The organism is Streptomyces sp. NPDC111516 (assembly GCF_055635345.1).
This window is the reverse complement of sequence record NZ_JBVKBV010000003.1, coordinates 432511-459165: the sequence shown is the minus strand read 5'-3', so window position 1 is coordinate 459165 and position 26655 is coordinate 432511. Positions and strand designations below refer to the sequence as shown.

Below are 26655 nucleotides of genomic sequence, written 5' to 3'. Positions count from 1 at the left end.
GCGGCCACCGGGCGTCCCCGGTGGCCCCGTGCCTATCGCGCGTACCCGCCCACGAGCTCCGCGCCCGAGGTGTGTGTCCCGCGCTCCGTGATCTCGCCCGCGACCCAGGAGTCGACCCCGCGGTCGGCCAGCGTCGTCAATGCCACGTCCACGGACTCGGCCGGAACGATCGCGATCATGCCGACGCCCATGTTGAGCGTCTTCTCCAGCTCCAGCTGCTCGACCTGACCGGCCTTGCCGACCAGGTCGAAGACCGCGCCGGGCGTCCAGGTGGAACGGTCGACCCGGGCGTGCAGCCTGTCCGGGATGACCCGGGCCAGGTTGTTGGCCAGGCCGCCGCCGGTGACATGGCTGAGGCCGTGCACCTCGGTCGTGCGGGTCAGGGCCAGGCAGTCCAGCGAGTAGATCTTGGTGGGCTCCAGGAGCTCCTCGCCGAGCGTCCGACCGAACTCCTCGACCTCGCGGTCCAGCGCCCAGCCGGCCCGGTCGAAGACCACGTGCCGGACGAGCGAGTACCCGTTGGAGTGAAGACCGGACGACGCCATGGCGATCACCGCGTCACCCTTACGGATACGTTCCGGGCCGAGCAGGTGGTCGGCCTCGACCACGCCCGTACCGGCGCCCGCGACATCGAAGTCGTCCGGACCGAGGAGGCCCGGGTGCTCGGCGGTCTCGCCGCCGACGAGGGCGCAGCCCGCGAGGACACAGCCTTCGGCGATGCCCTTCACGATGGCCGCGACACGCTCGGGGTGCACCTTGCCGACGCAGATGTAGTCGGTCATGAAGAGCGGCTCGGCCCCGCAGACGACCAGGTCGTCGACGACCATGCCGACGAGGTCGTGGCCGATCGTGTCGTACACGCCCATCTTCCGGGCGAGGTCGACCTTCGTGCCGACGCCGTCGGTGGCGGAGGCGAGCAGCGGACGTTCGTAACGCTTGAGGGCCGAGGCGTCGAAGAGTCCGGCGAAACCGCCGAGGCCGCCGAGGACCTCGGGACGGCGCGTCTTCTTCACCCACTCCTTCATCAGCTCGACGGCACGGTCGCCGGCCTCGATGTCGACGCCCGCTGCCGCGTAGGAAGCACCTGTTGTCTCAGACATTGCCTGGGATCTTTCGTGTGGAAATACGGGGCTGGTGGCCAGGGGGTACGGCTGGACCGTCACGGACGACGCAGTGCGTCGGCCGCCGCGGTCGCCGCGGGGCCTGCCGCCAGCTCGGTCTCCAGCAGCTGCTTGCCGAGCAGCTCCGGGTCCGGCAGCTCCATCGGGTACTCACCGTCGAAGCAGGCGCGGCACAGGTTCGGCTTGGCGATCGTCGTCGCCTCGATCATCGCGTCGAGCGAGATGTACGCGAGCGAGTCGGCACCCATCGACGTGCAGATCTCGTCGACCGTCATGCCGTTGGCGATCAGCTCGGCGCGGGTCGCGAAGTCGATCCCGAAGAAGCAGGGCCACTTCACCGGCGGGGACGAGATCCGGATGTGGATCTCGGCGGCGCCGGCCTCGCGGAGCATCCGGACCAGCGCGCGCTGGGTGTTGCCGCGGACGATCGAGTCGTCGACGACCACCAGGCGCTTGCCCTTGATGACTTCCTTGAGCGGGTTCAGCTTCAGCCGGATGCCCAGCTGGCGGATGGTTTGGGACGGCTGGATGAAGGTCCGGCCGACGTAGGCGTTCTTCACCAGTCCGGCGCCGAACGGGATGCCACTGGCCTCCGCGTATCCAATGGCAGCGGGGGTGCCGGATTCCGGTGTCGCTATGACCAGATCGGCCTCGACGGGAGCCTCGGCGGCCAGCTTGCGGCCCATCTCCACCCGGGAGAGGTAGACATTGCGCCCGGCGATGTCGGTGTCGGGGCGGGCCAGGTAGACGTACTCGAAGACACATCCCTTGGGCTTCGCTTCCGCGAAGCGCGAGGTGCGCAGGCCGTTCTCGTCGATGGCGACGAGTTCGCCCGGCTCGATCTCGCGGACGAAGCTGGCACCGCAGATGTCGAGGGCGGCGGACTCGGAGGCCACCACCCAGCCGCGCTCCAGCCGGCCGAGAACCAGCGGGCGGATGCCCTGCGGATCACGGGCGGCGTAGAGGGTGTGCTCGTCCATGAAGACGAGCGAGAAGGCGCCCTTCACATCGGGAAGCACCTTGGCGGCGGCCTCCTCGATGGTGAGCGGCTTGCCGTCGTCGTCGGTCTGGCCGGCGAGCAGCGCGGTCACCAGATCGGTGTCGTTCGTCGCGGCGACCTGGGTGGCGCGTCCGTCCTGGCGGGGCAGGTCGGCGACCATCCCGGCGAGCTGGGCCGTATTGACCAGGTTGCCGTTGTGGCCCAGGGCGATCGAGCCGTGCGCGGTCGCACGGAACGTCGGCTGCGCGTTCTCCCACACCGAGGCACCGGTGGTGGAGTAGCGGGCATGACCGACCGCGATATGGCCCTGGAGAGATCCCAGAGACGTTTCGTCGAAGACCTGCGAGACCAGTCCCATGTCCTTGAATACCAGGATCTGGGACCCGTTGCTCACTGCGATACCCGCGGACTCCTGTCCACGGTGCTGCAGGGCATACAGGCCGAAATAGGTGAGCTTGGCGACCTCTTCGCCCGGAGCCCAGACACCGAAGACGCCGCAAGCGTCCTGGGGGCCTTTCTCTCCGGGGAGCAGGTCGTGGTTGAGTCGTCCATCACCACGGGGCACGCCACCGAGTGTAGGCGAGATCGACCACTGGTCCGAATTCGGGATACCGGGCCCGAGCACCGGGGAAGCACTCCCAGGGGTGGTTCGGGGGCGGCTTCGGATGATCACTGGGAGTGATCGCGTCCGGGGTGCGGTGAGGTACGGGACGAGGTACGGCACGGGGTGCGGAACGGCCACAGGGCGGTCGGCGCCCTGACCAGCGGCCGGTTACCGATTGGTTCCGGCCACTCGGGGCGCGGCGGCCGCCGGGGCCCGGTGGTGGCGCTCGGTGAACCGATCGGCACCTCGACGCGGAGTCCGGCCGAACGCCCGTTTCGTGGTGAGCCTCACACCGGGGAGCCCGGTATGCGGCTTCTCGGAGGGCCGTGGACGGGCGACCGTACTCAGCCCATCAGGGGCAGCAGAGTGGCGAGATCGGCGCGCTCGCCGCTGGCGCCGACCTTCGCCGCGTCGAGCGCCGACGCCCACTCCGTACGCCCGGTGGCGAGCCGGATCCAGGTCAGCGGATCGGTCTCGACGACATTGGGCGGCGTACCCCGGGTGTGCTTGGGGCCCTGGACACACTGGACGACGGCGAACGGCGGTACGCGCACCTCGACCGAGCCGCCCGGTGCCTTCTCCGCGAGGGCGTCGGCGAGCAGCCGGGTGCATACGGCGAGGGCCTGCCGGTCGTACGGGATGCCGAGGCCGGCCGCCTCGTTCAGATCGTCGGTGTGCACGACGAGTTCGACGGTACGGGTGACCAGGAAGTCGGCCAGTCGCATCGTGCCGACCCGGGTCGGCAGCAGCCGGCTCCCGGGGTCGCCGGGCACCAGCTCCTCGAACCGCGCGGCGACTTCCCCGTACAGCGCGTCCAGATCCGGCCGGTCCGCGGCGAGCGCCCTGGTGTCGTCGGCGATGCGCGCGGCCCGGTCCGCGGTCGAGAACGGCCATTCGAGGAGCGTCAGCTCGGGCTTCGGCGCGGCGGGTTCGGGCAGCTCCAGGCTCCGGGTGACGTGCAAGAGCCCCATGGTCAGGTGTACGGCCAGTTCGCGCACGGTCCAGTCGCCGAGCCGGGTCGGCAACGCAAGCTGTTCGGGCGTCAGCGTGCGGACGGCCTCCCGGACATGGGCGAACTGCGCCAGGACCGCGGCTCGGGTCCTGACCGGGTCGTAGCGGCGGGCTCGTTTCTGGGACGGCGGCATGGTCCAGGAGCCTAACGACCTCGCCCACGATTGGCCGCGACGCCGCTGACAATGGTGGGCGAGGCCCGTAGGGTGCCCGGCAGATCGGGCAGTACAGGGCCTGTGGCCGGTCGGGGCCCGGACGGACACACCCTGAGCGCGGCCGGCCCGCCGGGGGATCAGCGCCGGGCGGCGAACTCGCCGAGCCCCTTGTCCAGGAGCTCGAAGCCACGCTCGGCGAGCGCGACGGCATCCGGCGCGACCGCGTCCGCCCGCTCCCCCGCCAGCAGCCGCAGTTGGTTCACGCCGATGAGGGAGTTGCGGGTGGCGATCAGCTGGGCGGCCGCGATCCGGGCGATGGGCGGCTCCTCCCCCTCCTTCACCAGGACGTCGGCGAGCAGGTCGAAGGAGCGCATCGAGAAGGCGTGGGCCCGGATGAGCAGCGCCGGGGTCTCCTGGATCAGCCGGCACAGCCCGAGTACCACCGGCGCGTCGCTCATCCCGGCCGAGGGGTCACGGGCCTCGACGGCGGCCAGGAACTGACGCCGCACCGCGGCCACCGCGGACTCACGGGTTGCCCGGTCCCGGACCACCCGCGCGACATCGCCGACGTGCTCCTCCATGGGAGCGAGGACGAGGTCTTCCTTGGTCGCGAAGTAGTTGAAGACGGTCATCTTCGACACCTCGGCCGCTTCGGCGATCTCGGCGACCGAGACCTTGTCGAAGCCGCGCTCCGCGAAGAGCTCCGTGGCGACGGTCAGCAGACGGTGTCGCGTCTGGAGCTTCTTGCGCTCGCGCAGACTCATCCCCTCAGTCATGGCCTCACTGTACCAGGATGAAGATTGATCTCAGATCATTTATTGACCAACTACATTTTCAAAGCTCGGAGCAATGGCGGCCCGGGTCCGATTCCTCCCCGTACGCCCGCGTATCTCCCGTACCGGCGAAGGCACAGGACGGCCCCGCCCGGGGAACATGAACCGGGCGGGGCCGTCCTCCACAGCGGCGATGTGTCAGGCGAGCAGAGCCGGAATGGTCTCCTCGTGCGCCGTGCGCAGCTCGCTCAGCGGAATGCTGAACTCGCCCTGGATCTCGATCTCCTCGCCGTCCACGACACCGATGCGGGTGACGGGCAGCCCCCGCGCCCCGCACATGTCGTTGAACCGGAGCTCCTCGCTGCGCGGCACGGAGACCACCGCGCGCCCCGCCGACTCGGAGAAGAGGAGGGTGAACGCGTCCAGACCGTCCGGCACGACCAGCCGGGCACCCCTCCCGCCGCGCAGGCAGGACTCGGTGACGGCCTGGATCAGGCCGCCGTCGGAGAGGTCGTGCGCCGCGTCGATCATGCCGTCGCGGGAGGCCGAGATCAGGATCTCGCCGAGCAGCTTCTCGCGGCCCAGGTCGACCTTGGGCGGCATGCCGCCCAGGTGGCCGTGGACGACCTCGGACCATGCCGAGCCGCCGAACTCCTCACGCGTGTCGCCCAGCAGGTAGAGGAGCTGCCCCTCTTCCGCGAAGGCGACCGGCGTACGCCGGGTGACATCGTCGATCACACCGAGCACGGCCACGACCGGCGTCGGGTGGATCGCCGTCTCACCGGTCTGGTTGTACAGCGACACATTGCCGCCGGTCACGGGGGTGCCCAGTTCCAGACAGCCGTCCGCGAGACCGCGGGTGGCCTCGGCGAACTGCCACATGACGTCCGGGTCCTCGGGCGAACCGAAGTTCAGGCAGTCCGAGATCGCGAGCGGCTTGGCGCCGGAGGCGGCGACATTGCGGTACGACTCCGCCAGCGCGAGCTGCGCACCGGTGTACGGGTCGAGCTTGGCGTACCGGCCGTTGCCGTCGGTTGCCATGGCCACGCCCAGGTTCGACTTCTCGTCGATCCGGACCATGCCGGCGTCCTCGGGCATCGCGAGCACGGTGTTGCCCTGCACGAACCGGTCGTACTGGTCCGTGATCCAGGACTTCGACGCCTGGTTCGGCGAGGCGACCAGCCGGAGGACCTGCTCGCGCAGCTCGGCGCCGTTCGCCGGGCGGGCCAGCTTGCCGGCGTCGTCGGCCTGCAGCGCGTCCTGCCAGGAGGGGCGGGCGAAGGGGCGGTGGTACGTCGGCCCCTCGTGGGCGACGGACCTCGGCGGTACGTCGACGATCTGCTCGCCGTGCCAGAAGATCTCCAGCTGGGAGCCCTCGGTCACCTCACCGATGACGGTGGCGATGACGTCCCACTTCTCGCAGATCTCCATGAACCGCTCGACGTGCTGCGGCTCGACGATCGCGCACATGCGCTCCTGCGACTCGCTCATGAGGATCTCCTCGGGCGAGAGGGAGGAGTCGCGCAGCGGCACGGTGTCCAGCTCGACGCGCATACCGCCGGATCCGGCGGAGGCCAGCTCGGAGGTGGCGCAGGACAGGCCCGCCCCGCCGAGGTCCTGGATGCCCGCGACCAGCTTCTCCTTGAAGATCTCCAGGGTGCACTCGATGAGGAGCTTCTCCTGGAACGGGTCACCGACCTGGACGGCCGGACGCTTCGCCGGGCCGGTCGACTCGAAGGTCTCCGAGGCCAGCACCGAGACGCCGCCGATGCCGTCGCCGCCGGTGCGGGCGCCGTACAGGATCACCTTGTTGCCGGGGCCGGAGGCCTTGGCCAGGTGGATGTCCTCGTGCTTCATCACGCCGATGCAGCCGGCGTTGACCAGCGGGTTGCCCTGGTAGCAGGCGTCGAAGACGACCTCGCCGCCGATGTTCGGCAGGCCCAGGCAGTTGCCGTAGCCGCCGATGCCCGCGACGACACCCGGCAGGACGCGCTTGGTGTCGGGGTGGTCGGCCGCACCGAAGCGCAGCGGGTCGACGACCGCGACCGGGCGGGCACCCATGGCGAGGATGTCGCGGACGATGCCGCCGACGCCGGTCGCCGCGCCCTGGTAGGGCTCGATGTACGAGGGGTGGTTGTGCGACTCGACCTTGAAGGTGACCGCGTAACCCTGACCGACATCGACCACACCGGCGTTCTCACCGATGCCGACGAGCATCGCGTCGTTGGCGGGGACCTTCTCGCCGAACTGCTTGAGGTGGACCTTGCTGCTCTTGTACGAGCAGTGCTCGGACCACATCACGGAGTACATGGCGAGCTCGGCGCCGGTGGGACGGCGGCCCAGGATCTCGCGGATCCGGGCGTACTCGTCCTCCTTGAGGCCGAGCTCCTTCCAGGGCTGCGCGACGTCCGGGGTCTCGGCCGCGTGCTTGACCGTATCCAGGCTCATGCGTTGACCAGCTTCTTGATGATCGAGGTGAAGAAACCGAGACCGTCGGTGCGGCCGGTGCCGATCAGCGGCTCGACGGCGTGCTCCGGGTGCGGCATCAGACCGACGACATTGCCCGCGGCGTTGGTGATGCCGGCGATGTCGCGCAGCGAACCGTTGGGGTTCACGTCCAGGTAGCGGAAGGCGACCCGGCCCTCCGCCTCCAGCTCGTCGAGCACGCGCTCGTCGGCGACGTAACGCCCGTCCATGTTCTTGAGCGGTACGGAGATCTCCTGGCCCGCGGAGTAGTCCGACGTCCAGGCCGTCTCCGCGTTCTCGACGCGCAGCTTCTGGTCGCGGCAGATGAAGTGCAGGTGGTTGTTCTGCAGCATCGCGCCGGGCAGCAGATGTGCCTCGGTCAGGATCTGGAAGCCGTTGCAGATACCGAGGACCGGCATCCCCGCCCGCGCGTTCTCGATGATCGTCTCCATGACCGGCGAGAAGCGGGAGATGGCTCCGGCCCGCAGATAGTCGCCGTAGGAGAATCCGCCCGCCAGGATGACCGCGTCGACCTGGTGCAGGTCCTTGTCGCGGTGCCACAGCGATACGGGTTCGGCGCCCGCGACCCGTACGGCCCTCAGGCTGTCCTTGTCGTCGAGCGTGCCGGGAAAGGTGACGACTCCGATACGAGCAGTCACTTCGACTCCTCGGCCTTCTCCACCTTCACGGTGAAGTCCTCGATGACGGTGTTGGCGAGGAAAGTCTCGGCCATCTCGTGAATACGACCGAGGGCGGCGTCGTCGACCGGCCCCTCGACCTCGAGCTCGAAACGCTTTCCCTGACGTACGTCCGCGATTCCCTCGAAGCCGAGACGGGGCAGTGCACGCTGCACCGCCTGTCCCTGCGGGTCGAGGATCTCGGGCTTGAGCATGACGTCGACTACGACGCGTGCCACTGGCACTCCCGGTGGTGGTGTGGTGCGGCTGTTTCTCCGGGGGGCTCCCCAGACCCCCGCAGGTCCCCTCAGCCTACCTGGCCGGAATTTCTACGCGGGTAGACATGGAGAACCGTCGTTCACGCCCGGATATCGGCGTGACAACACATGGGGAAAGTCCTGCAAAAAAAAATCCTCACCGATGACACACATAGAAGGCTGACACGCGGAGTTAATTGGATGGGCTTCACAATGCAGCACCCACCGCTGTACAAATGATTACCGGGGAATGCAGAATTGCCCCTAATCAGTCGACGCCGGTCGGCTCACATCCGCCCACATCCTCCTGACAGCCGGAAGGCCGGCATCAGCGCATGCCAGACGCGCCGATGCCGTAGGAAAGGACCGATATCCGTGGCTCAGCGCGTAGTGGTCACCCTCTTCGACGACATCGACGGGGGAGCAGCGACGGAAACGGTCACCTTCTCCCTGGACGGGAAGTCGTACGAGATCGACCTCAGCCAGTCCAACGCCAAGAAACTGCGCAAGATTCTGGCGCCGTACATCACGGCGGGCCGAAAGCAGACAAATGCCCGTAGGCGCGGCAGGACTCCCACCTCGTACCGGCACACCTCGCTCGCACCCGACCCGGCGGCGGTGCGTGCCTGGGCCCGCTCCCACGGGATGGAGGTGCCGGCCCGCGGCCGGATCCCCAAGAAGGTCTACGAGGCGTTCAGCGAAGCCAGTTGAGGCCCGGCTCCGGACGGGTCGTCCCGGCAGGGTGCCCGGACTGGTCGTCATGACCGGGCGCGGGAGCGATCTTCGGGCGCTCCCGCGCACCCCTCGACGGCACCGCGCGGCCGCCGACTTGCGCTACACCCCCGCAGTTCGGCTAAAGTCTGGAGCACGCCGAGGGGCAAGGCCGCAAAGCCGAACCTCACACAGCGTGCGGGTGTAGTTCAGTAGCAGAACATCCCCCTTCCAGGGGGAAGGCGCAGTGTGCAATTCCTGTCACCCGCTCTGCATCGCTCTTATCGACCACTACGGTGAATCGGGTAGAGTAGTGCTCGCACCGCCCGATGGATCTTCTTACCGGGAGTACAATAGGCGGCAGCAATGCGGACGTGGCTCAGTTGGTAGAGCATCACCTTGCCAAGGTGAGGGTCGCGAGTTCGAATCTCGTCGTCCGCTCTTGATCGGATTATTCGAAGGCCCTGGTCGATTTCGACCAGGGCCTTCGTCGTATTTGCAGCGGAGCTACGCCGGTGGGTTCGAGGCCGTGGCCGGCGTCTCCTTCCGGTTGGCGCGCGGTGAACTCCTCGCCCTGCTCGGCGTGGTGGTCGCGGAGGCGGCGACCGGCCCGGCGGCGCCGGCCATGAGTCGGGCCCATCAGCCCGATGTGGCGGTCCTCTATCTGGAGATGCCGGGCGCCGACGGTGTGAGTGTCGCCACACCTCTGCGGGCCGAACTGCCCGGCTGCCGGACGGTGATCGTGACGAGTCATGGCCGGCCGGGCCATCTGTAACGGGCACGGGCGGCGGGCGTGCGGGCCTTCGTACCGAAGACCGTCAGCGCCCGGCGGCCGGCCGGGATCATCCGTACCGTGCACGCCGGAAACCGTTACGTGGACCCGGAGTTGGCGGCCGAGGCGATCTCCGCCAGGGACTCGCCGCTGACCGCGCGCGAGGCCGAGGCGCTGGAGCCGGCGGCCGACGGGGCGCCGGTCGCGGAGATCACGGAGCGGGCGTCACTGTCGCAGGGAACCGTACGGAACTGCCTCTCGGCGGCCGCCTCGAAGCTCGGGGCGGAGAACCGACATGCGGCGGTGTGTCTCGCACGCGAGCGCGGATGGGTATAGTGGTTCTCGCGCTTCGGCGCTTGCGGACGTAGCTCAGTTGGTAGAGCGCAACCTTGCCAAGGTTGAGGTCGCCAGTTCGAACCTGGTCGTCCGCTCGGTTCAGCAAGAAGCCCCCGACCTTTCGGCCGGGGGCTTCTTCGTTTTCTGAGTCGCTTGGAGGAGCTCACAAAATGGGAGTCCGATCGGCTCGCGGCGTCTGGTGCGTGCGATCGCAAGGCGCCGGAAGGTCCTCGGATGGGGTCTCCCCTGCTCTTCAAGAGCTTGGGGAAGGAGCTACTAGGACATTTCGGCAACGCAGCGAGCGTGCGTGCCAGGCGTCGCGAGCCGGGCGCCCATTTTGTGAGCTCCTCTTACTGCCAGGGCGTGCCGGTGAGGTGTTCGTACGCCTCCAGGTACTTCGCCCGGGTGGCGTCCACGATCTCCTGGGGCAGCGCCGGGGGCGGCTGCTCGCTTCGGCGGTCCCAGCCGGAGGCCGGTGAGGTCAGCCAGTCGCGCACGAACTGCTTGTCGTAACTGGGCTGGGCCCTGCCCGGCTCCCAGGTGGCGGCCGGCCAGAAGCGCGAGGAATCCGGGGTCAGCACCTCGTCCGCGATGATCAGCTCCTCGCCGCCGTCGGCCGTGGGGGCGAAACCGAACTCGAACTTCGTGTCGGCGAGAATGATCCCGCGCTCGCGCGCGATGTCACGGGCCCTGCTGTACACGTCCAGCGTGCTGCGGCGCAGCCGGTCGGCGGTCTCCTCGCCGACCTGGCGGGCCACCTCCTCGTAGCTCACGTTCTCGTCGTGGTCTCCGACGGCCGCCTTGGTGGCGGGGGTGAAGATCGGCGCCGGGAGTTCGGAGCCGTCGACGAGGCCCTCGGGCAGCGCGAGGCCGCAGACGGTGCGGGACTCGTTGTACTCGGCGAGGCCGGAGCCGGTGAGGTAGCCGCGGGCGACGCACTCGACCGGGACCATCCGCAGCGACTTGCAGATCAGGGTGCGGCCGGCCCAGTCCGCGGGGGCTCCGGCGGGGAGCTCCGTGGACAGGACGTGGTTCGGCACGAGATCGGCGAGCTGGTCGAACCACCACAGGGAGAGCTGGGTGAGGACGCGGCCCTTGTCCGGGATCTCGGTGGGCAGGACCCAGTCGTACGCGGACATGCGGTCGCTGGCGACCATGACGAGGTCGCCTGCCTCGTTCCGGTACAGGTCGCGCACCTTGCCGGTGTGGAGGTGGGTGAGCCCCGGGACCTGCACTGGCTCGGGCTTTTCTACAAATCCGGACACGCTGCCTCCGCGTAGGTTGATCCAGGAGTCGTACCGATTCTCCCGTATCGGGGTGCGGTGGGGTGGAGCGGGGGCGTGCGTGGCATCGCCGAGTGCCGTTGGCGGGCCCCGGCGATGTTTCAGCTGCGTTTGCAGATGCGGTCGAGGAGATTGGCGGTGGCCTGCTGAATGCGGGGGTCCACATGGCCGGGGCGGTCCAGCGCCGGGGACCAGGCGAAGGTGCCGGAGGCGAAGACGAGCGCGCCGGACGGTGCCCGGTACAGGGACGTCTCCTGGTGGCGCTTGACTCCTTCGCTGTCCCGGTACGGCGAGTGGGCGAGCAGGATGCGGTTCTCATGCTCGGGGAGTGCGGTGCGCGGGAAGTAGCGGTCGGCCTCGCCCGCGACCAGGCCGTCGATCTCGTCGCCCTCGCCGGCGCCCGTCGCGTCCCACAGCCAGTGCTCGGCGTTCCGTACGACCAGTGGGTGCGGATCGGGGACCCGGCCTGCGTACTGGATGCCGAGGAGCTGCTGCTCGGGGCGGTCGATCTCGCGCCAGAGCGCGGGCTTTCCCGGGCCGCGTCGTTTGCGGCAGGTGAGCAGCCGGTCCGGGACGCCGGACGGCGACGGGGAGAGGCTGACCTGCCAGTACATGGTGTTGGCAGAGAGGAAGACGAGCGAGGTGCCGCCGTCGCGGGCGAGTTCGGCGGCACGGCGCATGGGCACCGACCAGTACTCGTCGTGGCCGGGGAAGACCAGGCCCCGGTAGCGGCCCGGGTCGATCCGGCCCGCATGCAGATCGCGGGTGTCGGCGTACGCGATGTCGTAGCCGTAGCGCTCGGCCCAGCGGATGAAGTCGTAGGCATGACCGACGTGGAGCGGCAGGCCGGCGCCCGCGTACGGGCGGTCGAAGGAGACGGTGACCGCCGCGTCCTCCTCGCCCAGGAGGCGGCCCTGCTCGTCCCAGGCGTGGTAGAGGCTGGCGCCGGTGCGGCCGTCCTCCGGGTAGAGGTTGTACGCCTGCCAGGTGATGTCCGGCAGGACGAGCAGCAGATCGGCCGGGTGGTCGTCGCGCACCGTGAACGGGATGTGGGAGCGGTATCCGTCGACCGTGGTGAGCACGGCGACGTACGCGCCGATCGACCAGTAGGCGGGGATCTGCAGCCGCCAGGACTGCCACCAGTTGTGGCAGGAGACCGTGCGGTCGGCGGTGAGCGGGGCGGGCTGGACGATGCCGGAGAGCCGGGGGCTTGTGGTGATCTTGGCGGCGCCATCGCCCCCGTAGTGACCGATGCGGTAGATGTCCACGGAGAACTGCTGGGGCGGGTCGACCGTGACGTGGAAGTCGATCGCCTCGCCCGGGGCCGCGGCGCCCGTGGAGATGAAGCCCTTGATCTGACGGTGCACGTCGTCGGCCGTACGCGTACCACCGTCGGTCGAGCCGCGGGCCAGCGTGGGGTCCACGTACCAGGGAACGACATGTCCGGTGTCGTCGAAGTAGTTCTCACTGCCACGCAGCCAGGGGAGGGGACCCTGGCCGAAGGGATCGGAGACGGCATGCGCGAGAGCACCCGACTCCCATCGACGAATCTGCTCCGCCCCCATATCGCTTCCCTCCCTCGGGTCCCCCGGACAACAGCAGTGAGACACCGGCTGATCGTCATCGGTGACGGTCGACGGCGATGTCACCGGTGACCGACTCCGGCCGTGCGCCATCGGTGCGCCAACAGTGATGCGCCGACTGTCAGCGTCAATCCCCAGCACATCACATAACGCACGCACTCCGTCACCGTTCGTCGCGAATTGACGTGAACGGAACCTGCCCTTCCAGGTATTGAGGGTGCGATGGCCCCGGCGGCGTTGCCCCTGCGAGGGGTGGGCCCGCTGTGGTCCGGCTCTGTTGTCGCGTCCGGTTCTGTCGTCGCATCCGTCGGGGAGTCCGGCTCCGCTCTCGAGCCTGTTGGCGAGGCCCGTGGTTCAGACGAGACGGACGGGTTTGTCGGTCCGTACGCCGACCGACGCGAGCCAGGAACGCAGCGGTCCCGCGTCTCCGTCCTCGACCAGGCTGAGGACACAGACGCCCAGATCCGCCCGGCGCTCGCCCTCGACCAGCAGCGCTGGACCGTCGAGCCAGTCGAGTCCGGGGGCGGCACCCGCCGTGTCGACAGCGGCGCAGCAGACCATCGCCGCGACATGGTCGGCGAGCAGCTCTGTGCCCGTACGGGGCGGCTGGAGGGGGAAGATCGGGAGGGGGCCGAGGCCCCAGATGTCCAGTGCGTCCCCGCCCGCGTGAGCACCGCCGCGGACGGCCGCCGGGCCCGATGTGTCGCCGGCCGGGGGCCGTTGGGCAGCGGCATCCTCGCGGGCCATCGCGGCGCTGATCCCGGCCGCGAGCTCCTCGCCGCTCCCGCTCCGGCCTGTCAGATGCTCGACGACACGCGCCAGCGTGGGCACTCCGGCGTCGATGGCGGTGGCGCCGATCTCCGTGGGGAATGCAGGAGGGCCGGAATCGGGGCCCGGGCCGCGACTTTCGGCGGCCGATGCGGGCGCGGTGCCCATGGAGTCGAGGACTCGGTGCAGGCGTGCGGCCTCGGTGCGCCACTTCCGGTCGACGACCTCTTCCGGATACTGCTGCCAGTCGACGGGCGACCAGTCGGGACCGGATTCCGCCGGGCCGCCGTGGAAGAGCCGGGCCGCCAGCAGCGACGCCGCCTCGTCGGCCGCGCCCGGCTCCTCCAGGAGGTCACAGGCGGGACGTTCGCCGAGGCGCGAGGTGAATCCGCCGGCGAGCCGGTCGCGCCGGGAGAGCTCGGTGAGCGCGGATACGACGCCCGCGTCCAGCCGGGACGGCCAGCGGCCCATCTGCCAGGCAGGCAGCGCGACCCGGGTGAGCAGCCGGTCCCAGCCCGCGTAGGCGAGGCCGACCTGCTCCTGGGCGACGATCCGCAGACCGTAATCCACAGCCTGTGCCCGAACCGACGCGGCGGCGGCGACGCCCCGCTCCATCTCCGCGGCATGACCGCGACAACTGCGCAGCAGCAGCCGGGCGATCCGGCCGACGAAGACGCGCGGCACCCCGCGCACCCCGGACAGCGGCCCGGGAACGGGCACGGCGGCGTCGGCAACCACTCCGTCCAGCCCTCGTACGAAACGGCGCGCGGCGGCTATGTCGGGATGCGCGGAGGGGCCCGTGCCCGCGACGACCGGGGCGAGCACCGCCCGTAGCTCCGCGACCCGCATCCACCACAGGAACGGCGAACCGATGACCAGTACCGGAGCCGCCTGGACCCGGCGACGGGTCCGGCCCGCCGGACGTGCCGCTGGATCCGCCCCGCGATCCGCTCCGGGGCCGGCCGCGGGCTGCGCCGCGGGGTGCGTACGGTCCTCCAGCCAGCTGTCGCAGTCGGGCGTAAGGGCTATGGCCGAGGGCGGGGGGACCCCGAGCCGGTCAGCGAGGTCCCTGACCAGGCGGTAGAGATCGGGGGCGGCTTCCTCGGCGAGCGGAACGGTCGGGCTGACCGCCGGCCTCGCCCGTACGACCGCCAGCGCGACCGCCGCGGCGAGCAGAAGCACGAGGACCGCGCAGGCCGTCACGGCCCAGCGCGCCGTGTCCCAGCCGCTGCCGACGGCAAGGCCCTGGGCGCCGGCGACGAGCAGCACGACGGCGGCCGCCGCGGGCAGGATGGCCGCCGCTGTCGCTCTGCTGCGGATGCGCAGCACAGCGAGAGCTCGGGCGCGCGCACTCTGCGCACCCAGCTCCTCACTTGTACCGGTACCGGACACGGCCGGACGTCACCCCCTCTGCCCCCGCGGCGGTGTTGTTCACTCCCCCACTGTGGCACCCGTCACTGACATCGCAATGCCAGTGGGCCAAGTGCCGGAATGCTTGCGCCGCACCCTAGTTGGGGCCTCGGCAGGCGTCATCCGGATAGCTCAGCCGTCACTCGATGGAATGGCTTTGGGTAAAGGTGCTGACGCGCCGCTGTCCTTGGGGCAGCGGCGCGTCAGTGGGCTTGGGCGTGGTGTCCGGCTCAGGCTTCCGCGGCCGTGCCCGGATCGTCCGGTCTCAGGCTTCTGCGGCCTTCCGGGCAATGTCCGTACGGAACTGCGAGCCGTCGAGCCGGATCCGGGACACCGCTGTGTAGGCCCGCTCGCGGGCGGCGGCGAGGTCCTTGCCGGTCGCGGTCACGGACAGCACCCGGCCGCCCGCGCTGACGATCGTGTCGCCGTCCAGCCTGGTCCCGGCATGCAGGACGTACGCATGCGGGGCATCCTGCGCCGCCACGTCGTCGAGCCCTTCGACCGGGTCGCCCGTCCGCGGCGTACCCGGGTAGTTGTGCGAGGCGATGACCACGGTGACGGCGGCCTCGGTGCGCCACGTGAGCGGGGGCAGCTCGTCGAGGGAACCGTTGGCGGAGCCCAGCAGGACACCGGCCAGCGGGGTCTTCAGGCGGGCCAGGACCACCTGGGTCTCGGGGTCACCGAAACGGGCGTTGAACTCGATCACCCGGACACCGCGCGACGTGATCGCGAGGCCCGCGTACAGCAGCCCGGAGAACGGGGTGCCGCGGCGGCGGAGCTCGTCGACGGTCGGCTGGAGCACCGACTGCATGACCTCGTCGACCAGCTCGGGGTCGGCCCACGGGAGCGGGGAGTACGCACCCATGCCACCGGTGTTGGGGCCCTCGTCGTCGTCCAGGGCGCGCTTGAAGTCCTGCGCGGGCTGGAGCGGCAGCACGGTGGTGCCGTCCGTGATCGCGAAGAGGCTGACCTCGGGGCCGTCGAGGAACTCCTCGATGACCACGCGGTCGCAGGCCAGCGCGTGGGCGCGGGCCGCCTCGACGTCGTCGGTGACGACGACGCCCTTGCCCGCGGCGAGACCGTCGTCCTTGACGACGTACGGGGCGCCGAAGGCATCAAGGGCGGCGTCGATCTCGGCGGGGGTGGTGCAGACGTAGCTGCGGGCGGTCGGGACGCCGGCCCCGGCCATCACGTCCTTGGCGAATGCCTTGGAGCCCTCCAGCTGGGCCGCCTCACCGGAGGGGCCGAAACAGGGGATGCCCGCGGCACGCACGGCGTCGGCGACCCCGGCGACGAGCGGCGCCTCCGGGCCGACGACCACCAGTTCGGCGCCCAGGTCGGTGGCGAGGCGCGCGACGGCGCCGCCGTCGAGTGCGTCGACCGGGTGCAGTTCGGCCACCTCCGCGATACCGGCGTTGCCGGGAGCGCAGTACAGAGCGGTGACGTCGGGGTCGAGGGAGAGAGAGCGGCACAGGGCGTGTTCGCGGGCGCCGCCGCCGATGACGAGGACCTTCACGGGGTGCAGCCTAGCCGCCGGGGCGCGGCGGCCTTGACGGACGGCCGCTCCGTGGACACTTCCGGGCACACCGGCCGGGCGACCCGGGCAGCCCGGAACGCACCGGCCATTCGTTGCTACTCGTTGGTGAACTCCTCCACGACCGTGGCGCCCAGCTCGCGGACGATGAGGTCGTGCCCGGAGAGCGCCGAGTCGACGAGGTCCGGGTCGTCGGCCTCCGGGATGTCGTCCTCGGGAGCGACCGATCGCGGGGGCTCCGGCGCGGAGTACGACTGCGGTACGGGCTCGGCGGCGGGTGCGGCGCTCGGCTGCTGGTGCGGGGTGGGGGCGGGCCGGGGTTCGTAATTCTGCTGGGGCGCGGGGGCCGGACGCTGCGGCGGCGGAGGGGCGGCGGCGGAGGGGCGGCCGCCACCGGTCTGCGGGGGGGTGCCCGCGCCGCCCGACGGATCGACGATCGCCTCGATCTTCCACTGGGCGTTGAACCGCTCGGCGAGGGCCTGCTTCAGCACGTCCTCGCTGCCGCTGCTCGCGAAATTGTCGCGCGCGCCCGCGTTCAGGAAGCCGATCTGGAGGGTGGCGCCGTCGAAGCCGGTGACCTGGGCATTCTGACTGAGCAGGATCCAGGTGAACCGGCGGCGGTTCTTCACGGCCTCCAGGATGTCCGGCCACATGTTCCGTACCTGGCCGGCGCCCTGCGTCATTCCGGGCCCCGAGGACGCGGCGGCGGGCCCCGGCGCCGCGGGCGGGGCCTGTACCGGGGCGGGGGCCTGCGCGGCCTGCGGGACCGGCGACTGGCCGGGGGCGGAAGCGGTCGGCCAGCCACCGGGGCGGCGTCCGGAATCCGGCGCGGCGGCGGTGGGCCAGGCACCGGGACGCGTCCCGCCCGCGGAAGCCGCGGCCGGGGCCTCGGCGGGCGGCTGCGGAGCGGCAGGCGCGGCAGGCGCGGCAGTCGGCACGGGCTGCGCGGGTGCTGGGGGCGCGGCGGGTGCGGACGGTGCCGCGGGGGCGGGCGTCTCCCCCCGTACCGCCGCGCGCGCGGCAGCGGGTCCGGCGCCGGGCTGCACGGTCGGTGCGACGGGGACGGGGGCATGGGCCAGGGCCTCCGGCCCCGGTACGTACCCCATGGCGGGCCCCGGCCCCGTGGTCGCGAAGGACGCGCCGCGCTCCAGCCTGTCGAGCCGGGCCTGCAGTGAGCGCTCGTCGTCGAAGGCCGCGGGCAGCAGCACCCGGGCGCAGATCAGCTCGACCTGCAGGCGCGGCGAGGTCGCCCCCCGCATCTCCGTCAGCCCCTCGTTGACCAGGTCGGCGGCGCGGCTCAGCTCGGCGGCACCGAAGACGGACGCCTGGGCCTGCATCCGCTCGACGACATCGGCGGGTGCGTCGATCAGGCCCTTCTCGCCGGCATCCGGTACGGCGGCGAGGATCACCAGGTCACGCAGCCGCTCCAGGAGGTCGGCGACGAAGCGGCGCGGGTCGTTGCCGCCCTCGATCACGCGGTCCACGACCTCGAACGCCGCGGCCCCGTCGCCCGCCGCGAAGGCGTCCACGATGGAGTCGAGCAGCGAGCCGTCCGTATAACCGAGCAGCGAGGTCGCCATGGCGTATGTCACACCGTCGTCGCCCGCACTGGCCAGCAGCTGGTCCATCACCGACATCGAGTCACGCACGGACCCGGCCCCGGCCCGCACGACGAGCGGCAGCACGCCGTCCTCCACGGGGCTGTTCTCCTTGGCACAGACCTCTGCGAGGTAGTCGCGCAGCGTGCCCGGCGGAACCAGGCGGAACGGGTAGTGGTGCGTACGCGACCGGATCGTGCCGATGACCTTCTCGGGCTCGGTGGTCGCGAAGATGAACTTGAGGTGCTCCGGCGGCTCCTCGACCACCTTCAGCAGGGCGTTGAACCCCGCCGAAGTGACCATGTGCGCCTCGTCGATGATGTAGATCTTGTAACGACTCGACGCGGGCCCGAAGAACGCCTTCTCCCGCAGATCACGGGCGTCGTCCACGCCACCGTGCGATGCGGCGTCGATCTCGATCACATCGATCGATCCCGGCCCGTTGCGCGCGAGGTCCCGGCAGGACCGGCACTCCCCGCACGGCGTGGGCGTCGGCCCCTGCTCGCAGTTCAGACAACGGGCCAGGATGCGCGCACTGGTCGTCTTGCCGCAGCCGCGCGGACCGCTGAACAGGTACGCGTGATTGACCCGGTTGTTCCGCAGGGCCTGCTGCAGCGGGTCAGTGACATGCTCCTGCCCAATGACCTCGGCGAACGACTCGGGGCGATAGCGGCGGTACAGCGCAAGGGACGACACACATACGAGGTTATCCGGGCGGACCGACAACCGGCCCCGGTCCGGACGGAGCGCCGCCCCGCACCCCAGGAAACACAAGGGCCCCCCACGCACCCGCCAGAGCCGACCTACCCTTGCTGCCTTCCGGCCCTGGGGGAGTTCAGTCAGATAGCGCCACGTGAGGGGCTGATGCCCACCTTAGCCGATCCCCACCCCCGTCGGTCCACTCCCCCACCCTCCCGAACCACCCCGGACGAGCCGAAGCGGACGCCCGACGGGAACGGGTTCGCGAGCACTCCTCAACGTCTTGTATTGTTTGCCGCGGAGGATTCGCCTAGTGGCCTAGGGCGCACGCTTGGAAAGCGTGTTGGGGGCAACCCCTCACGAGTTCGAATCTCGTATCCTCCGCCATTGCTCTCACCGGGCAATACGTCGAAGGGCCCCACCGCTTGCGGTGGGGCCCTTCGACGTTGCCTCAGCCCTCGTTGTCCTGGTTTTTGTCCACAGGAGCTGTTTCCGGGGCTCCCCAGATCGCGGCGCCGATCTTTCGGGCCACCTCCTTCAACAGATGGTCGGGGACGTGGAGGTACCGCGCCCGCATACGGGCGGCCCCGCCCGGTTCCCATCCCATGATCTGGTCGATGACCCGGTCCGGCACGCCCAGCAGCATGAGAACCGTTCCGGCGGTGTGCCGGGCATCATGCAGCCGGCCATCCCGGACCGCCGCGTCATCCAGGAGTCGCTTCCAGTCGTGGTACTCCGTATTCGGACTCAGCGGTCCGCCGGTGAGCTTGGTGAAGACGTAGTCCGATTCGGTCCACAGGTTCCCGGCGGACTCGCGCTCCCGGACCTGAGCCTCTTTGTGTGAGCGCAACATCAGGACTAGCAGGCCCGGCAGGGGTACGGCGCGACGCCCGGCACGGGACTTGGTGTTCTTCGTCTCACGCCGTACCTGGAGGCGGTCAGGGCAGTAGCCGGCCTTCCGGCCACACGACGAGGTGTCCGTGCACCCGTGTTCATACTTGGGCCGCAGCCGGTTCCGACGCAGCTTCAGGTACTCGTTGTCCAGGTCCACATCGGCCCACCGGAGTCCGAGCGTCTCGCCCTGTCGGAGTCCCAGCGCCAGTGCCAGCATCCAGCGGGCGCTGTTCCGGCGCTTGTTCACTTCGATCAGGAGGCGCTGCACCTCCTCCACGGAGTAGGGCTCAACCTCCGTTTCTTCCTCTTCCATCCGCGGCGGCTTGGCCAGCGCGGCGGCGTTCTTCGTGGCGTGGCCGCGCCGCACCGCCTCACCGAGGGCGGTGCGGGCGGTGCGGTGTGCCTGGTGAGCGGTATGGCCTTGCTGCCGTTCTTCTGCATGCGGCGGTAGAACGTCCTTGTAGCCCATGGGCACCCGGGCGTGCCAACGGTCGTCTTTGCCGTAGTAGATGGCCGATTCGCCGTTGGCCCGGCGGGTGCGCTTCTTCTCTTCCACCAGGGGTCCTTTCAGGCGGCGGGCTTGTTGGCGGCGCGCAACCGGTTTACGTACTCGGGGATGGCAACGGCGGGCACTAGGCGGAGCCGGCCGATGGGGACGGACTCCAGCTCTCCCGTGCCGATGAGCCGGTAGCAGACGGTGCGGCCGATCCGGAGGCGGCGGGCAGCCTCCTCCACGGTGAGCAGCACGAGGGTGTTGTCGAACGTGTCGACGGGGCCGTGTCCATGCGGAGATCTCCCTGGGACCGAAGGAGCGGGCTTGGGGGCCTTGCAGAGGTAGCGGATGCGCCTGTGTGTCCGAGGTGTGGATTTCTGCGTCATTGCGTCATCAGCGTCATTCAGGCTTCTGACCTGCGGTTTCGCTTGACGCAGCAGCTAGGGCGTGCGTCATCGCAGCGTCATGAGGTGCGTCATCGGATGACGCAGAGACCGCCGTGTGCGTCATGGCTGTGGCCGCAGCTCAGGGGCCGTTTTCCGGCCCGCATGACGCACATGACGCAGCGTCTTCCCTCTTTTCCCCAGACGGGCGAGCAGCCGCTCGCGGGCCTGCTGTGTGAGGACGGTGGCCATCGGCTCGGTCCTCGCCACCGCGGGCCGCCACGACCTCGCCGGCTACATCAGCGCCAAGTCCGGCCTCGAAGGACTCACCCGCGCCCTCGCCCGCGAACTCGGCCCCGCCGGCATCACCGCGAACTGCGTCGCCCCCGGCTCCATCCGCGTCCCCACCGAAGACACCGTCGTCGACGACCCGGAAGCCCTGACCGCCCGGCAGCTCTCCCGGCAGTGCGTCCAGCGCCGGGGCCGCCCGGAAGACGTCGCCGCGGCCGTCGCCTTCCTCGCCACCGACGGCGCCGGCTTCATCACCGGCCAGACCCTGCGCGTCGACGGAGGCTGGATCCTTGGCTGACATCTGGCTCATGCGCCACGGCGCCTACGAAGGCCACCGCCCCGGCTATCGTGCCCCGCACGAAGCCACCCTCACGCAGGAGGGCCGCGACCAGGTACGCCGCTCCCTTCTCCTCCCCAAGGGCATCACTGCGATCGTCACCAGCCCGATCCCCCGTGCCCGTCAGACCGCCACCCTCGTCTCGAACCTCACGGGCCTGCCGATCGTCGCCGTCTCCGGCCTTCTCGCCGAATGGCGAGCCCCGAGCATCGTCCTCGGCCGCACCGCCGAGACCTACCCGCCCGCCTACCGAGCCTGGCGAGCCCGACGCCTCGCCAACCCGTCCCTACGCTGTGAAGACGGCGAAAGCCTCACCGACCTCCACACCCGAGCCCGCCACTGCGCCGTGGCTATGTTCACCAGAACCCGTTCTGGTGAACATAGCCACTCGTTTCTCACGCCTGCCGAGCGGAGTCGCGGTGGGGGACGAACCACGCACGTGCCGAGCTCATGTAGCTGTCGGTCCGCGACGTAGGCCTGTCCAGCTGCGCCACGAGCGTATTCCGATGGGAAAGCAGCGCGGCGCGCAGATCCAGATCCCGCTCAGACATCAACTGGAGAGCAGCAAGTGCCCGGGAACTGCACCCATCGAGGTCGGGCCAGGATCCGTCCGGGGACCGCAGCTCGCTGGTACGCCCTTCGGCCGATGCGTAGGCGAAGGCAACGAAGACCGAATGAGAGCCGGAGATCGAAGGCTTCATGATGTGGTCGGCCACATCACCGAGGATCTCCTGAGTCCATTTCTGGCGAGGAAACCACATCGCGCCCCAGGCGGCGGCATACCGGTACGACGAGTTCGGCCTACGTTTTGGTACCTGGCGGGAGAGTAGCTCCGCCTTGTTCATCATGTGCAAGGAGCGCGTCATCCAACCTATCTCGTTCCAGTGCTCCGCCTCGTCGAGAACTACGTCACGTTGCATCTGCCTGCCAATTGCCTCGGCCACGGCAGGTACCAGGCGATGGGCGAAGTCTGGCCGCACCCTGAGCGCGACGTCCAGCAGCACATCGATGGAATGCGCGTTGAGGCGCTTCACAAGTGATGCGGGCTGCAGACGCTCCAGTTCATCGAACAAGCACTGGACAGGCTCGTCGGCTTCCGCTGTCGCTAGCAGCGACAGCAGAGAGGGCGTGTGCATCAGGTCCTTCACCCGTGCGTAGCCGAGTCTTCTGGCCAGCCGCTGTACAGGGATGTCAGCGGCCAGCCGGCAAGCCCAGTCCGTGTCCCAGATCAAGGCCATCCGCAGGACGTCGCTGAGTGCGGCCGGGCTGGTCACCTGCATCACCGTCGCCTGATGCCGGGTACGGAGCTTGTCCACCCAGCTCGAGTACACGCCTCCCGGCCGCAATCCGAGCGCCACCAGTTGACGGACGACCTGGTACTGCTGGGTGGGGTGCTGGATGTGGGCGAGTTCGCTCGTGAAGGCGTTCCAGGCTCCCCCTTCACCCTGCAGGTCGCGCATCAGATCGGCACCGGCACCGGCGGAAACCCGCTCCACCGCCGTCAGCAGCCGGGCTGCCTCGACGGGATCGTTGTACACGGCCTGGCGCACCTTGTTCCGCAGCAGACCGTCCTTGCGCCGGGAAAGGGAAACCTTCTTGCTTTTCAGGTAGTCGAGGGTCGCCACGGCGGTGTCGCCGTTCAGCCCGGCCAGCACGTTGATCACCTCGGTCACCTGGTTCGTACTGGCTCCGCGACCGATCTGCGCGCCCCAGCGCCGACCTATTGAATCCGTGGTCTCGGTGCCGTCCTTCTGCAGCACCCACAGTCCGGCGTCCTCCGCCGGCACGCCCCCGTCGACGAGGGTCCGAGCTGTCTCACGCGCGCACAGCGCCGCCGACGAGGGTGAGGCGGAGGCCATCTTCTCGATGAAGCCAGGCGCGTCGTGCTCGTTGACGTACTGGCTCGGCAGTCCTTGGTACATGGCACGGCCGAGCTGGTGGAAGTAGCGCCGGGCGTCCGCAACGGGCGCGTCCTTCATCCCGTCGAAGAGCTTCTTGTCCGGCACGTGCCGGCCCAGTTTCTCCAGGAAGGCCGCCCCGAACTCCTCGTCCTGCCCGAGGAGCAGGGCGGCCTGCGGGCCCCAGGGCCGCATCGAGCGGTTCAGCGCCCTGGCGACGACGTCCACGAACAGGTCGAGGCACTCCTCCCGGAAGGAGGCGTTGGCCTCCCAGATCCCCTTGATCAGGTGGTACTGGATGGAGATCCGCGGGTCCTCCTCCAGCCGGGCGCTCACCCAGTCCTTGCCGAGTTCCTCGGCGAGGTACTGGCCGAAGCCCTTCTTCTCGGTCAGGAACAGTTCGTCGACGCGCGCCGTCGCCGACAGGAGCAGACCGGCGCCCTTGGCGTCCTGGTGGCCCCTCACCTGCTGGGCGAGGGCGCGAGCGAGACCGGCGTCGGGACGCTCCGCACCATCGCCGTACAGCGCGTGGCGGGCGGTGTAATCGTGGATCTCACTGGTCGTCCGGAGTAGCAGGGCCGCGTCCGTCGGGGTCGCGGTGCGCAGGGCCCTGTGGATGGCGACGCCGAAGCCCTCGCCCTTGTTGAGCTCCCTGTCGTTGAGCATCCTGGTGACGAAGGCGACCTGGTAGTCCCGGGCCTCCTCCAGCGCGTACCGCAGGTCCACCGCGTCCGTGTGCCGTAGCGCCTGCCGGATCCCGACGCGCACGTCGTGCCGGCCGAAGACCGTGTCCCAGTCCTCGTAGTCGGGGTCGTAGCGCAGCCGCAGGACGAGGTTCGAGAGGTACAACGCGATCCCGCGAGCCGGATCGGGGTCGTGGTCGAGGAGCTTGCGCACCTCGGCTTCGTTCTGGACCCAGGAGGCGTACTCCGGCACGCCGATGTCGTTACCGGCGCGGCGCACCAGGCGTTCGACCCGGCTGATCGTGCGGTAGTCGAGGGCCTTGTCGGGGTTGAGGCGGATCAGGGTCGCCGATCCGCGCTCGGCCACGACCTCGTCGAAGCGCGCATGGTGGAAGCGGCTGAACTGCTCCAACACGCTGTACAGGCCGTTGTTGGGCCTCGGCCTGTCCTCCAGGAGCTCTCCGAACCGCTGCACCATCCAGTCGGCGAGGGTGTCGAACTGGGTGTCGCCGAAGCGGTGCCGGTGCCGGTGGATCGCGCGGACCACGGCCAGCAGGGAGCGCGCGGACGAGGGGGTGGTCTGCGGCAGCCGCTTCACGAGGGTCTCGAGGAGCTTGCCGATCACCTTCTCGCCGAGGGAGGAGTCCATCGCGAGCAGCACCAGCGCGATGCCGACCGGTGACGCGTTCCGCCGCCACTTGGCGAAGTCGTCCTCGTGGTCGGGGCGCAGCAGGCGCTCCGCGAGGCTCCGGCAGACGCGCTCGTCGTACAGGCGCGCTCCGCGGAGCATGGGCAGCAACCCGCTGCGGTTGTCGCCCAGGTCGCGGAAGAACTCCTTGGCGACAAGGTCGGCGATGAGGTCGTGGCGGCGTGGCCGGGTTGCCTCGTCGGGGTGGACGGCCTCGGCGTAGGCGTCCAGGATCGTGCGGCAGTCGGTGGGGCTGGGGAAGCGGAGCCGGTCGGGGGCTCCGTCGGGAGCCGCACCGATCTTGTAGAGGTCGGGGCGCTCGTGCTCGGGGACGCTCACGTTCCCGCCGAGCAGGGAGACGGCCGCGACGACGGCAGCCAGGTCCTGTGCGTCGGCCCCCACATCATCGGTGAACCTCTGCCGCAGCTCCTCCTCAAGGCGCTCGGGCCTGTCGTTCCCGCCGCGGTAGTCGCACAGTCCCTTGACGAATCCGGCGAGGTCGTGGGGGAAGCGGCGCGCCAGGGCGTCGACGAAGCGGGGGTTGGCGGCGACCTTGTCCCCGTGGATCTCCCGGGCGCGCCCGGCCAGGTCAAGGAGGCCGGCGGGGCGGACGATGGACGGGACGACAGTGAGGTTCGCCGCCTGCCATTCGTGGAACGAGTTGAGGTCGTACCCCAGGCAGGCGAGCACGCTGACGCCGAGCTCCGCCGACACGGCGGGCAGCATGCGGTCGACGTCCGTCTCGCCCATCGGCCGGATGCCGTCGAGGATGACGACGGGGCAGCCGGTCTCCGGCTGTTCCCAGGGTGCGACACTGCCAAGGGCGTGCCGTACGACTCCGGCGAGGACGTCGCCGCTCGGGAACGCCCGATCGTCGGGGACGAGAACGATCACGCGCCGGCCGGCCTCGGCGAGCGACCGTGCCGTGCACCGGGCGATGCAGCTCTTCCCGGAGCCGGACGGTCCTCCCAGCACGGCCACCTTGCGCTCCGGGTCCTGGAAGACCGCCACGAGGCTGTCGACCTGGTCCGTGCGGATGTCGGGTAGCGGCTGGCCGTCGGGCTGCGCCAGCGACCAGTCCGAGAGACTCCATCCGGTGGCCTTCAGGGCGCTCTCGTGCCAGTTCTGCGTCCACGCGTCCCAGGTCGCGCCCCAGTACGCGCGGGCCGCGCCGGCCAGGGTGAGGCCGGGGTCCGCGACCGCGAGGGTCGGGGTGCCGCCCCCGGCGGAGGTACGGAACCAGCCGCCGTGGCCGGGATGGACGAGCGTGCCGCCGCAAGCGTCGGCGCGCAGGGACGCCTCGCCGGGCTCCATGGGCTGGAACTGCGTCGTCGCGCCGAGGTGGGACGACGAGTACGCGCCGGCGGCCGACATGCCGGGCGCGGGGTGGGGCAGTTCGGGGGCGGCGAGTGTCCGCGAAAGAAGCCGCAGGGCAGCGGGCAGGGTCACCGTGGTGTCGTCGACGCGGCTCGGCGGCAGCAGGCCCTGGGCCGCCAGTCTCGGCTTCGGGTCCCCTGCGAGTTCCTCGTCGCGCCCCAGCTGGAGGAGCAAGTTCCGTACGGGCTCGGAGCCTCCGTCAGAGGCCCTGTTGGTGACCGGGGTGACGGACCGCCATTTCCTGGTTATGCCGGCCAGCTCCCGGACCGCGTCGTCGTGACCGGCAGCAGCGTCACCGGCCTTGCTCTCCAGGGCGAGGCGGGCCGCCCAGGCCGTGGGCGGCAGGTCCGGGTCCGCCTCCGGGCGGAGGACGGTGACATCCAGGTACTCGGCGGGCGGGCCCTTGGGAGTGGCGGCCTCCCCGGACGTGCCTTCTTCGGACGTGCGCTGTGCGGGGACGTACGGGCCGCTGTCGGGTGCGCAGGCCCGCTCGTAGAGGCGGACGAGGTCGTCCTCCATGCCCTCGATGCCCTGGAGGTGCGAGACCAGCTTGGCGTACGGGCCCTCGCAGGCCTCTGGTTCCAGAACCATGTCGACCAGTCGTTCGAGACTGGTGCGGCCGGAGCCGGTCACGAACCGGTCCGGGATGCCCAGCGCTGCGCCGTACAGCCCCCTCCGCTCCGCTTCCTCGTACAGGGGCCGGAGGCCTTGGGCGTGGAGTCGTTCGAGCAGAACGCCGTAGGACGTGCGCAGGGCGGATTCCTCGCGCTTCGTCAGGATGTCGTCGAGGGCGAGCAGCGCGCCGACGACACCCTCACGTGCCGAGACGGAGTCCAGGGCCGTCATCTTGCCT

At 70.0% G+C, this 26655-nt stretch carries 17 protein-coding genes, 4 tRNA genes, 1 other RNA gene and 2 pseudogenes; 8 read left to right on the top strand and 16 right to left on the bottom strand.

All coding sequences use genetic code 11. The features are described 5' to 3' along the window. Positions 1-32: 32 nt before the first annotated feature. The 7 genes from purM to purS form a co-directional block, all read right to left on the bottom strand. The gene (gene purM, locus ACZ7L9_RS10040) at positions 33-1100 is read right to left on the bottom strand and encodes a phosphoribosylformylglycinamidine cyclo-ligase (RefSeq protein ID WP_471414061.1); all 1068 of its coding nucleotides are present in this window, start codon (positions 1098-1100) and stop codon (positions 33-35) included. Between the two features lie 59 nt (positions 1101-1159). Further along, positions 1160-2686, bottom strand: coding sequence for an amidophosphoribosyltransferase (gene purF, locus ACZ7L9_RS10035; protein WP_471414060.1), 1527 nt, complete (start codon positions 2684-2686; stop codon positions 1160-1162). 383 nt (positions 2687-3069) lie between these two features. Then, a complete protein-coding gene (locus ACZ7L9_RS10030; RefSeq protein ID WP_471414059.1) occupies positions 3070-3870 on the bottom strand; it encodes a maleylpyruvate isomerase family mycothiol-dependent enzyme in 801 nt (266 codons plus the stop codon). A 158-nt stretch (positions 3871-4028) separates the two neighbouring features. Then, a complete protein-coding gene (locus ACZ7L9_RS10025; RefSeq protein WP_471414058.1) occupies positions 4029-4667 on the bottom strand; it encodes a TetR/AcrR family transcriptional regulator in 639 nt (212 codons plus the stop codon). Between the two features lie 195 nt (positions 4668-4862). After that, positions 4863-7112 carry a phosphoribosylformylglycinamidine synthase subunit PurL gene (gene purL / locus ACZ7L9_RS10020; protein WP_471414057.1) on the bottom strand — a complete coding sequence of 750 codons (2250 nt, stop codon included), beginning with the start codon at positions 7110-7112 and terminating at the stop codon, positions 4863-4865. Beyond that, positions 7109-7789, bottom strand: a complete 681-nt coding sequence (purQ, locus tag ACZ7L9_RS10015; protein WP_093894672.1) for a phosphoribosylformylglycinamidine synthase subunit PurQ — start codon at positions 7787-7789, stop codon at positions 7109-7111. The genes purL and purQ overlap by 4 nt, the downstream gene beginning before the upstream one ends. After that, the gene (gene purS, locus ACZ7L9_RS10010; RefSeq protein WP_037695153.1) at positions 7786-8046 is read right to left on the bottom strand and encodes a phosphoribosylformylglycinamidine synthase subunit PurS; all 261 of its coding nucleotides are present in this window, start codon (positions 8044-8046) and stop codon (positions 7786-7788) included. The genes purQ and purS overlap by 4 nt, the downstream gene beginning before the upstream one ends. 393 nt (positions 8047-8439) lie before the next feature. Here purS and ACZ7L9_RS10005 point away from each other — a divergent pair, with 393 nt between their 5' ends. From ACZ7L9_RS10005 to ACZ7L9_RS09985, 5 genes and pseudogenes are all read left to right on the top strand, one after another. Further along, on the top strand, positions 8440-8775 hold the full coding sequence (locus tag ACZ7L9_RS10005) for a histone-like nucleoid-structuring protein Lsr2 (protein ID WP_471414056.1): 336 nt from the start codon (positions 8440-8442) through the stop codon (positions 8773-8775). Positions 8776-8973: 198 nt separating this feature from the next. Further along, positions 8974-9045: transfer RNA gene (locus ACZ7L9_RS10000), tRNA-Gly, on the top strand. Positions 9046-9143: 98 nt separating this feature from the next. Then, positions 9144-9216 (top strand) — tRNA-Gly (locus tag ACZ7L9_RS09995). A gap of 88 nt (positions 9217-9304) precedes the next feature. Continuing rightward, positions 9305-9883: pseudogene (locus ACZ7L9_RS09990) on the top strand (response regulator transcription factor). A 22-nt stretch (positions 9884-9905) separates the two neighbouring features. Further along, positions 9906-9978, top strand: a tRNA-Gly gene (locus ACZ7L9_RS09985). 255 nt (positions 9979-10233) lie between these two features. Here the strand turns inward: ACZ7L9_RS09985 and ACZ7L9_RS09980 are convergent. From ACZ7L9_RS09980 to ffs, 6 genes are all read right to left on the bottom strand, one after another. Next, positions 10234-11148 (bottom strand): phosphoribosylaminoimidazolesuccinocarboxamide synthase, encoded by a 915-nt coding sequence (locus tag ACZ7L9_RS09980; protein ID WP_471414055.1) that lies wholly within the window; start codon positions 11146-11148, stop codon positions 10234-10236. Positions 11149-11267: 119 nt separating this feature from the next. After that, on the bottom strand, positions 11268-12731 hold the full coding sequence (locus ACZ7L9_RS09975; protein WP_471414054.1) for a N,N-dimethylformamidase beta subunit family domain-containing protein: 1464 nt from the start codon (positions 12729-12731) through the stop codon (positions 11268-11270). 372 nt (positions 12732-13103) lie between these two features. Continuing rightward, positions 13104-14909 carry a M48 family metalloprotease gene (locus ACZ7L9_RS09970; protein WP_471414053.1) on the bottom strand — a complete coding sequence of 602 codons (1806 nt, stop codon included), beginning with the start codon at positions 14907-14909 and terminating at the stop codon, positions 13104-13106. A 283-nt stretch (positions 14910-15192) separates the two neighbouring features. Beyond that, a complete protein-coding gene (gene purD / locus ACZ7L9_RS09965; protein ID WP_471414052.1) occupies positions 15193-16443 on the bottom strand; it encodes a phosphoribosylamine--glycine ligase in 1251 nt (416 codons plus the stop codon). A gap of 116 nt (positions 16444-16559) precedes the next feature. Further along, positions 16560-18755 (bottom strand): DNA polymerase III subunit gamma and tau, encoded by a 2196-nt coding sequence (locus ACZ7L9_RS09960; protein ID WP_471414050.1) that lies wholly within the window; start codon positions 18753-18755, stop codon positions 16560-16562. Positions 18756-18829: 74 nt separating this feature from the next. Continuing rightward, positions 18830-18924: signal recognition particle sRNA small type (gene ffs, locus ACZ7L9_RS09955), an RNA gene on the bottom strand. A gap of 133 nt (positions 18925-19057) precedes the next feature. Here ffs and ACZ7L9_RS09950 point away from each other — a divergent pair. Beyond that, positions 19058-19145 (top strand) — tRNA-Ser (locus ACZ7L9_RS09950). 64 nt (positions 19146-19209) lie between these two features. On the opposite strand, the gene ACZ7L9_RS09945 is transcribed toward ACZ7L9_RS09950, so the two are convergent. Both ACZ7L9_RS09945 and ACZ7L9_RS09940 read right to left on the bottom strand, forming a co-directional pair. Then, positions 19210-20211, bottom strand: coding sequence for a tyrosine-type recombinase/integrase (locus tag ACZ7L9_RS09945; protein WP_471414143.1), 1002 nt, complete (start codon positions 20209-20211; stop codon positions 19210-19212). An 8-nt stretch (positions 20212-20219) separates the two neighbouring features. Further along, positions 20220-20399 carry a helix-turn-helix domain-containing protein gene (locus ACZ7L9_RS09940; RefSeq protein WP_471414142.1) on the bottom strand — a complete coding sequence of 60 codons (180 nt, stop codon included), beginning with the start codon at positions 20397-20399 and terminating at the stop codon, positions 20220-20222. Positions 20400-20766: 367 nt separating this feature from the next. Here ACZ7L9_RS09940 and ACZ7L9_RS09935 point away from each other — a divergent pair. Further along, positions 20767-21117, top strand: a pseudogene (locus tag ACZ7L9_RS09935) (SDR family NAD(P)-dependent oxidoreductase); the annotation flags it as partial. 10 nt (positions 21118-21127) lie between these two features. Then, positions 21128-21631: a histidine phosphatase family protein gene (locus tag ACZ7L9_RS09930; protein ID WP_471414141.1), complete on the top strand. Its 504-nt coding sequence runs from the start codon at positions 21128-21130 to the stop codon at positions 21629-21631. On the opposite strand, the gene ACZ7L9_RS09925 is transcribed toward ACZ7L9_RS09930, so the two are convergent. Then, positions 21552-26648 (bottom strand): hypothetical protein, encoded by a 5097-nt coding sequence (locus ACZ7L9_RS09925; RefSeq protein ID WP_471414049.1) that lies wholly within the window; start codon positions 26646-26648, stop codon positions 21552-21554. The genes ACZ7L9_RS09930 and ACZ7L9_RS09925 overlap by 80 nt on opposite strands. Positions 26649-26655: the final 7 nt, after the last annotated feature.

Bases quoted from the DNA above. Each gene is read 5' to 3' on its own strand.
- purL (WP_471414057.1), bottom strand. From the start codon at position 7,112: ATGAGCCTGGATACGGTCAAGCACGCGGCCGAGACCCCGGACGTCGCG.
- ACZ7L9_RS09975 (WP_471414054.1), bottom strand. From the start codon at position 12,731: ATGGGGGCGGAGCAGATTCGTCGATGGGAGTCGGGTGCTCTCGCGCAT.
- ACZ7L9_RS10025 (WP_471414058.1), bottom strand. From the start codon at position 4,667: ATGACTGAGGGGATGAGTCTGCGCGAGCGCAAGAAGCTCCAGACGCGA.
- ACZ7L9_RS09930 (WP_471414141.1), top strand. From the start codon at position 21,128: ATGCGCCACGGCGCCTACGAAGGCCACCGCCCCGGCTATCGTGCCCCG.
- purM (WP_471414061.1), bottom strand. From the start codon at position 1,100: ATGTCTGAGACAACAGGTGCTTCCTACGCGGCAGCGGGCGTCGACATC.
- ACZ7L9_RS09925 (WP_471414049.1), bottom strand. From the start codon at position 26,648: ATGACGGCCCTGGACTCCGTCTCGGCACGTGAGGGTGTCGTCGGCGCG.
- ACZ7L9_RS10030 (WP_471414059.1), bottom strand. From the start codon at position 3,870: ATGCCGCCGTCCCAGAAACGAGCCCGCCGCTACGACCCGGTCAGGACC.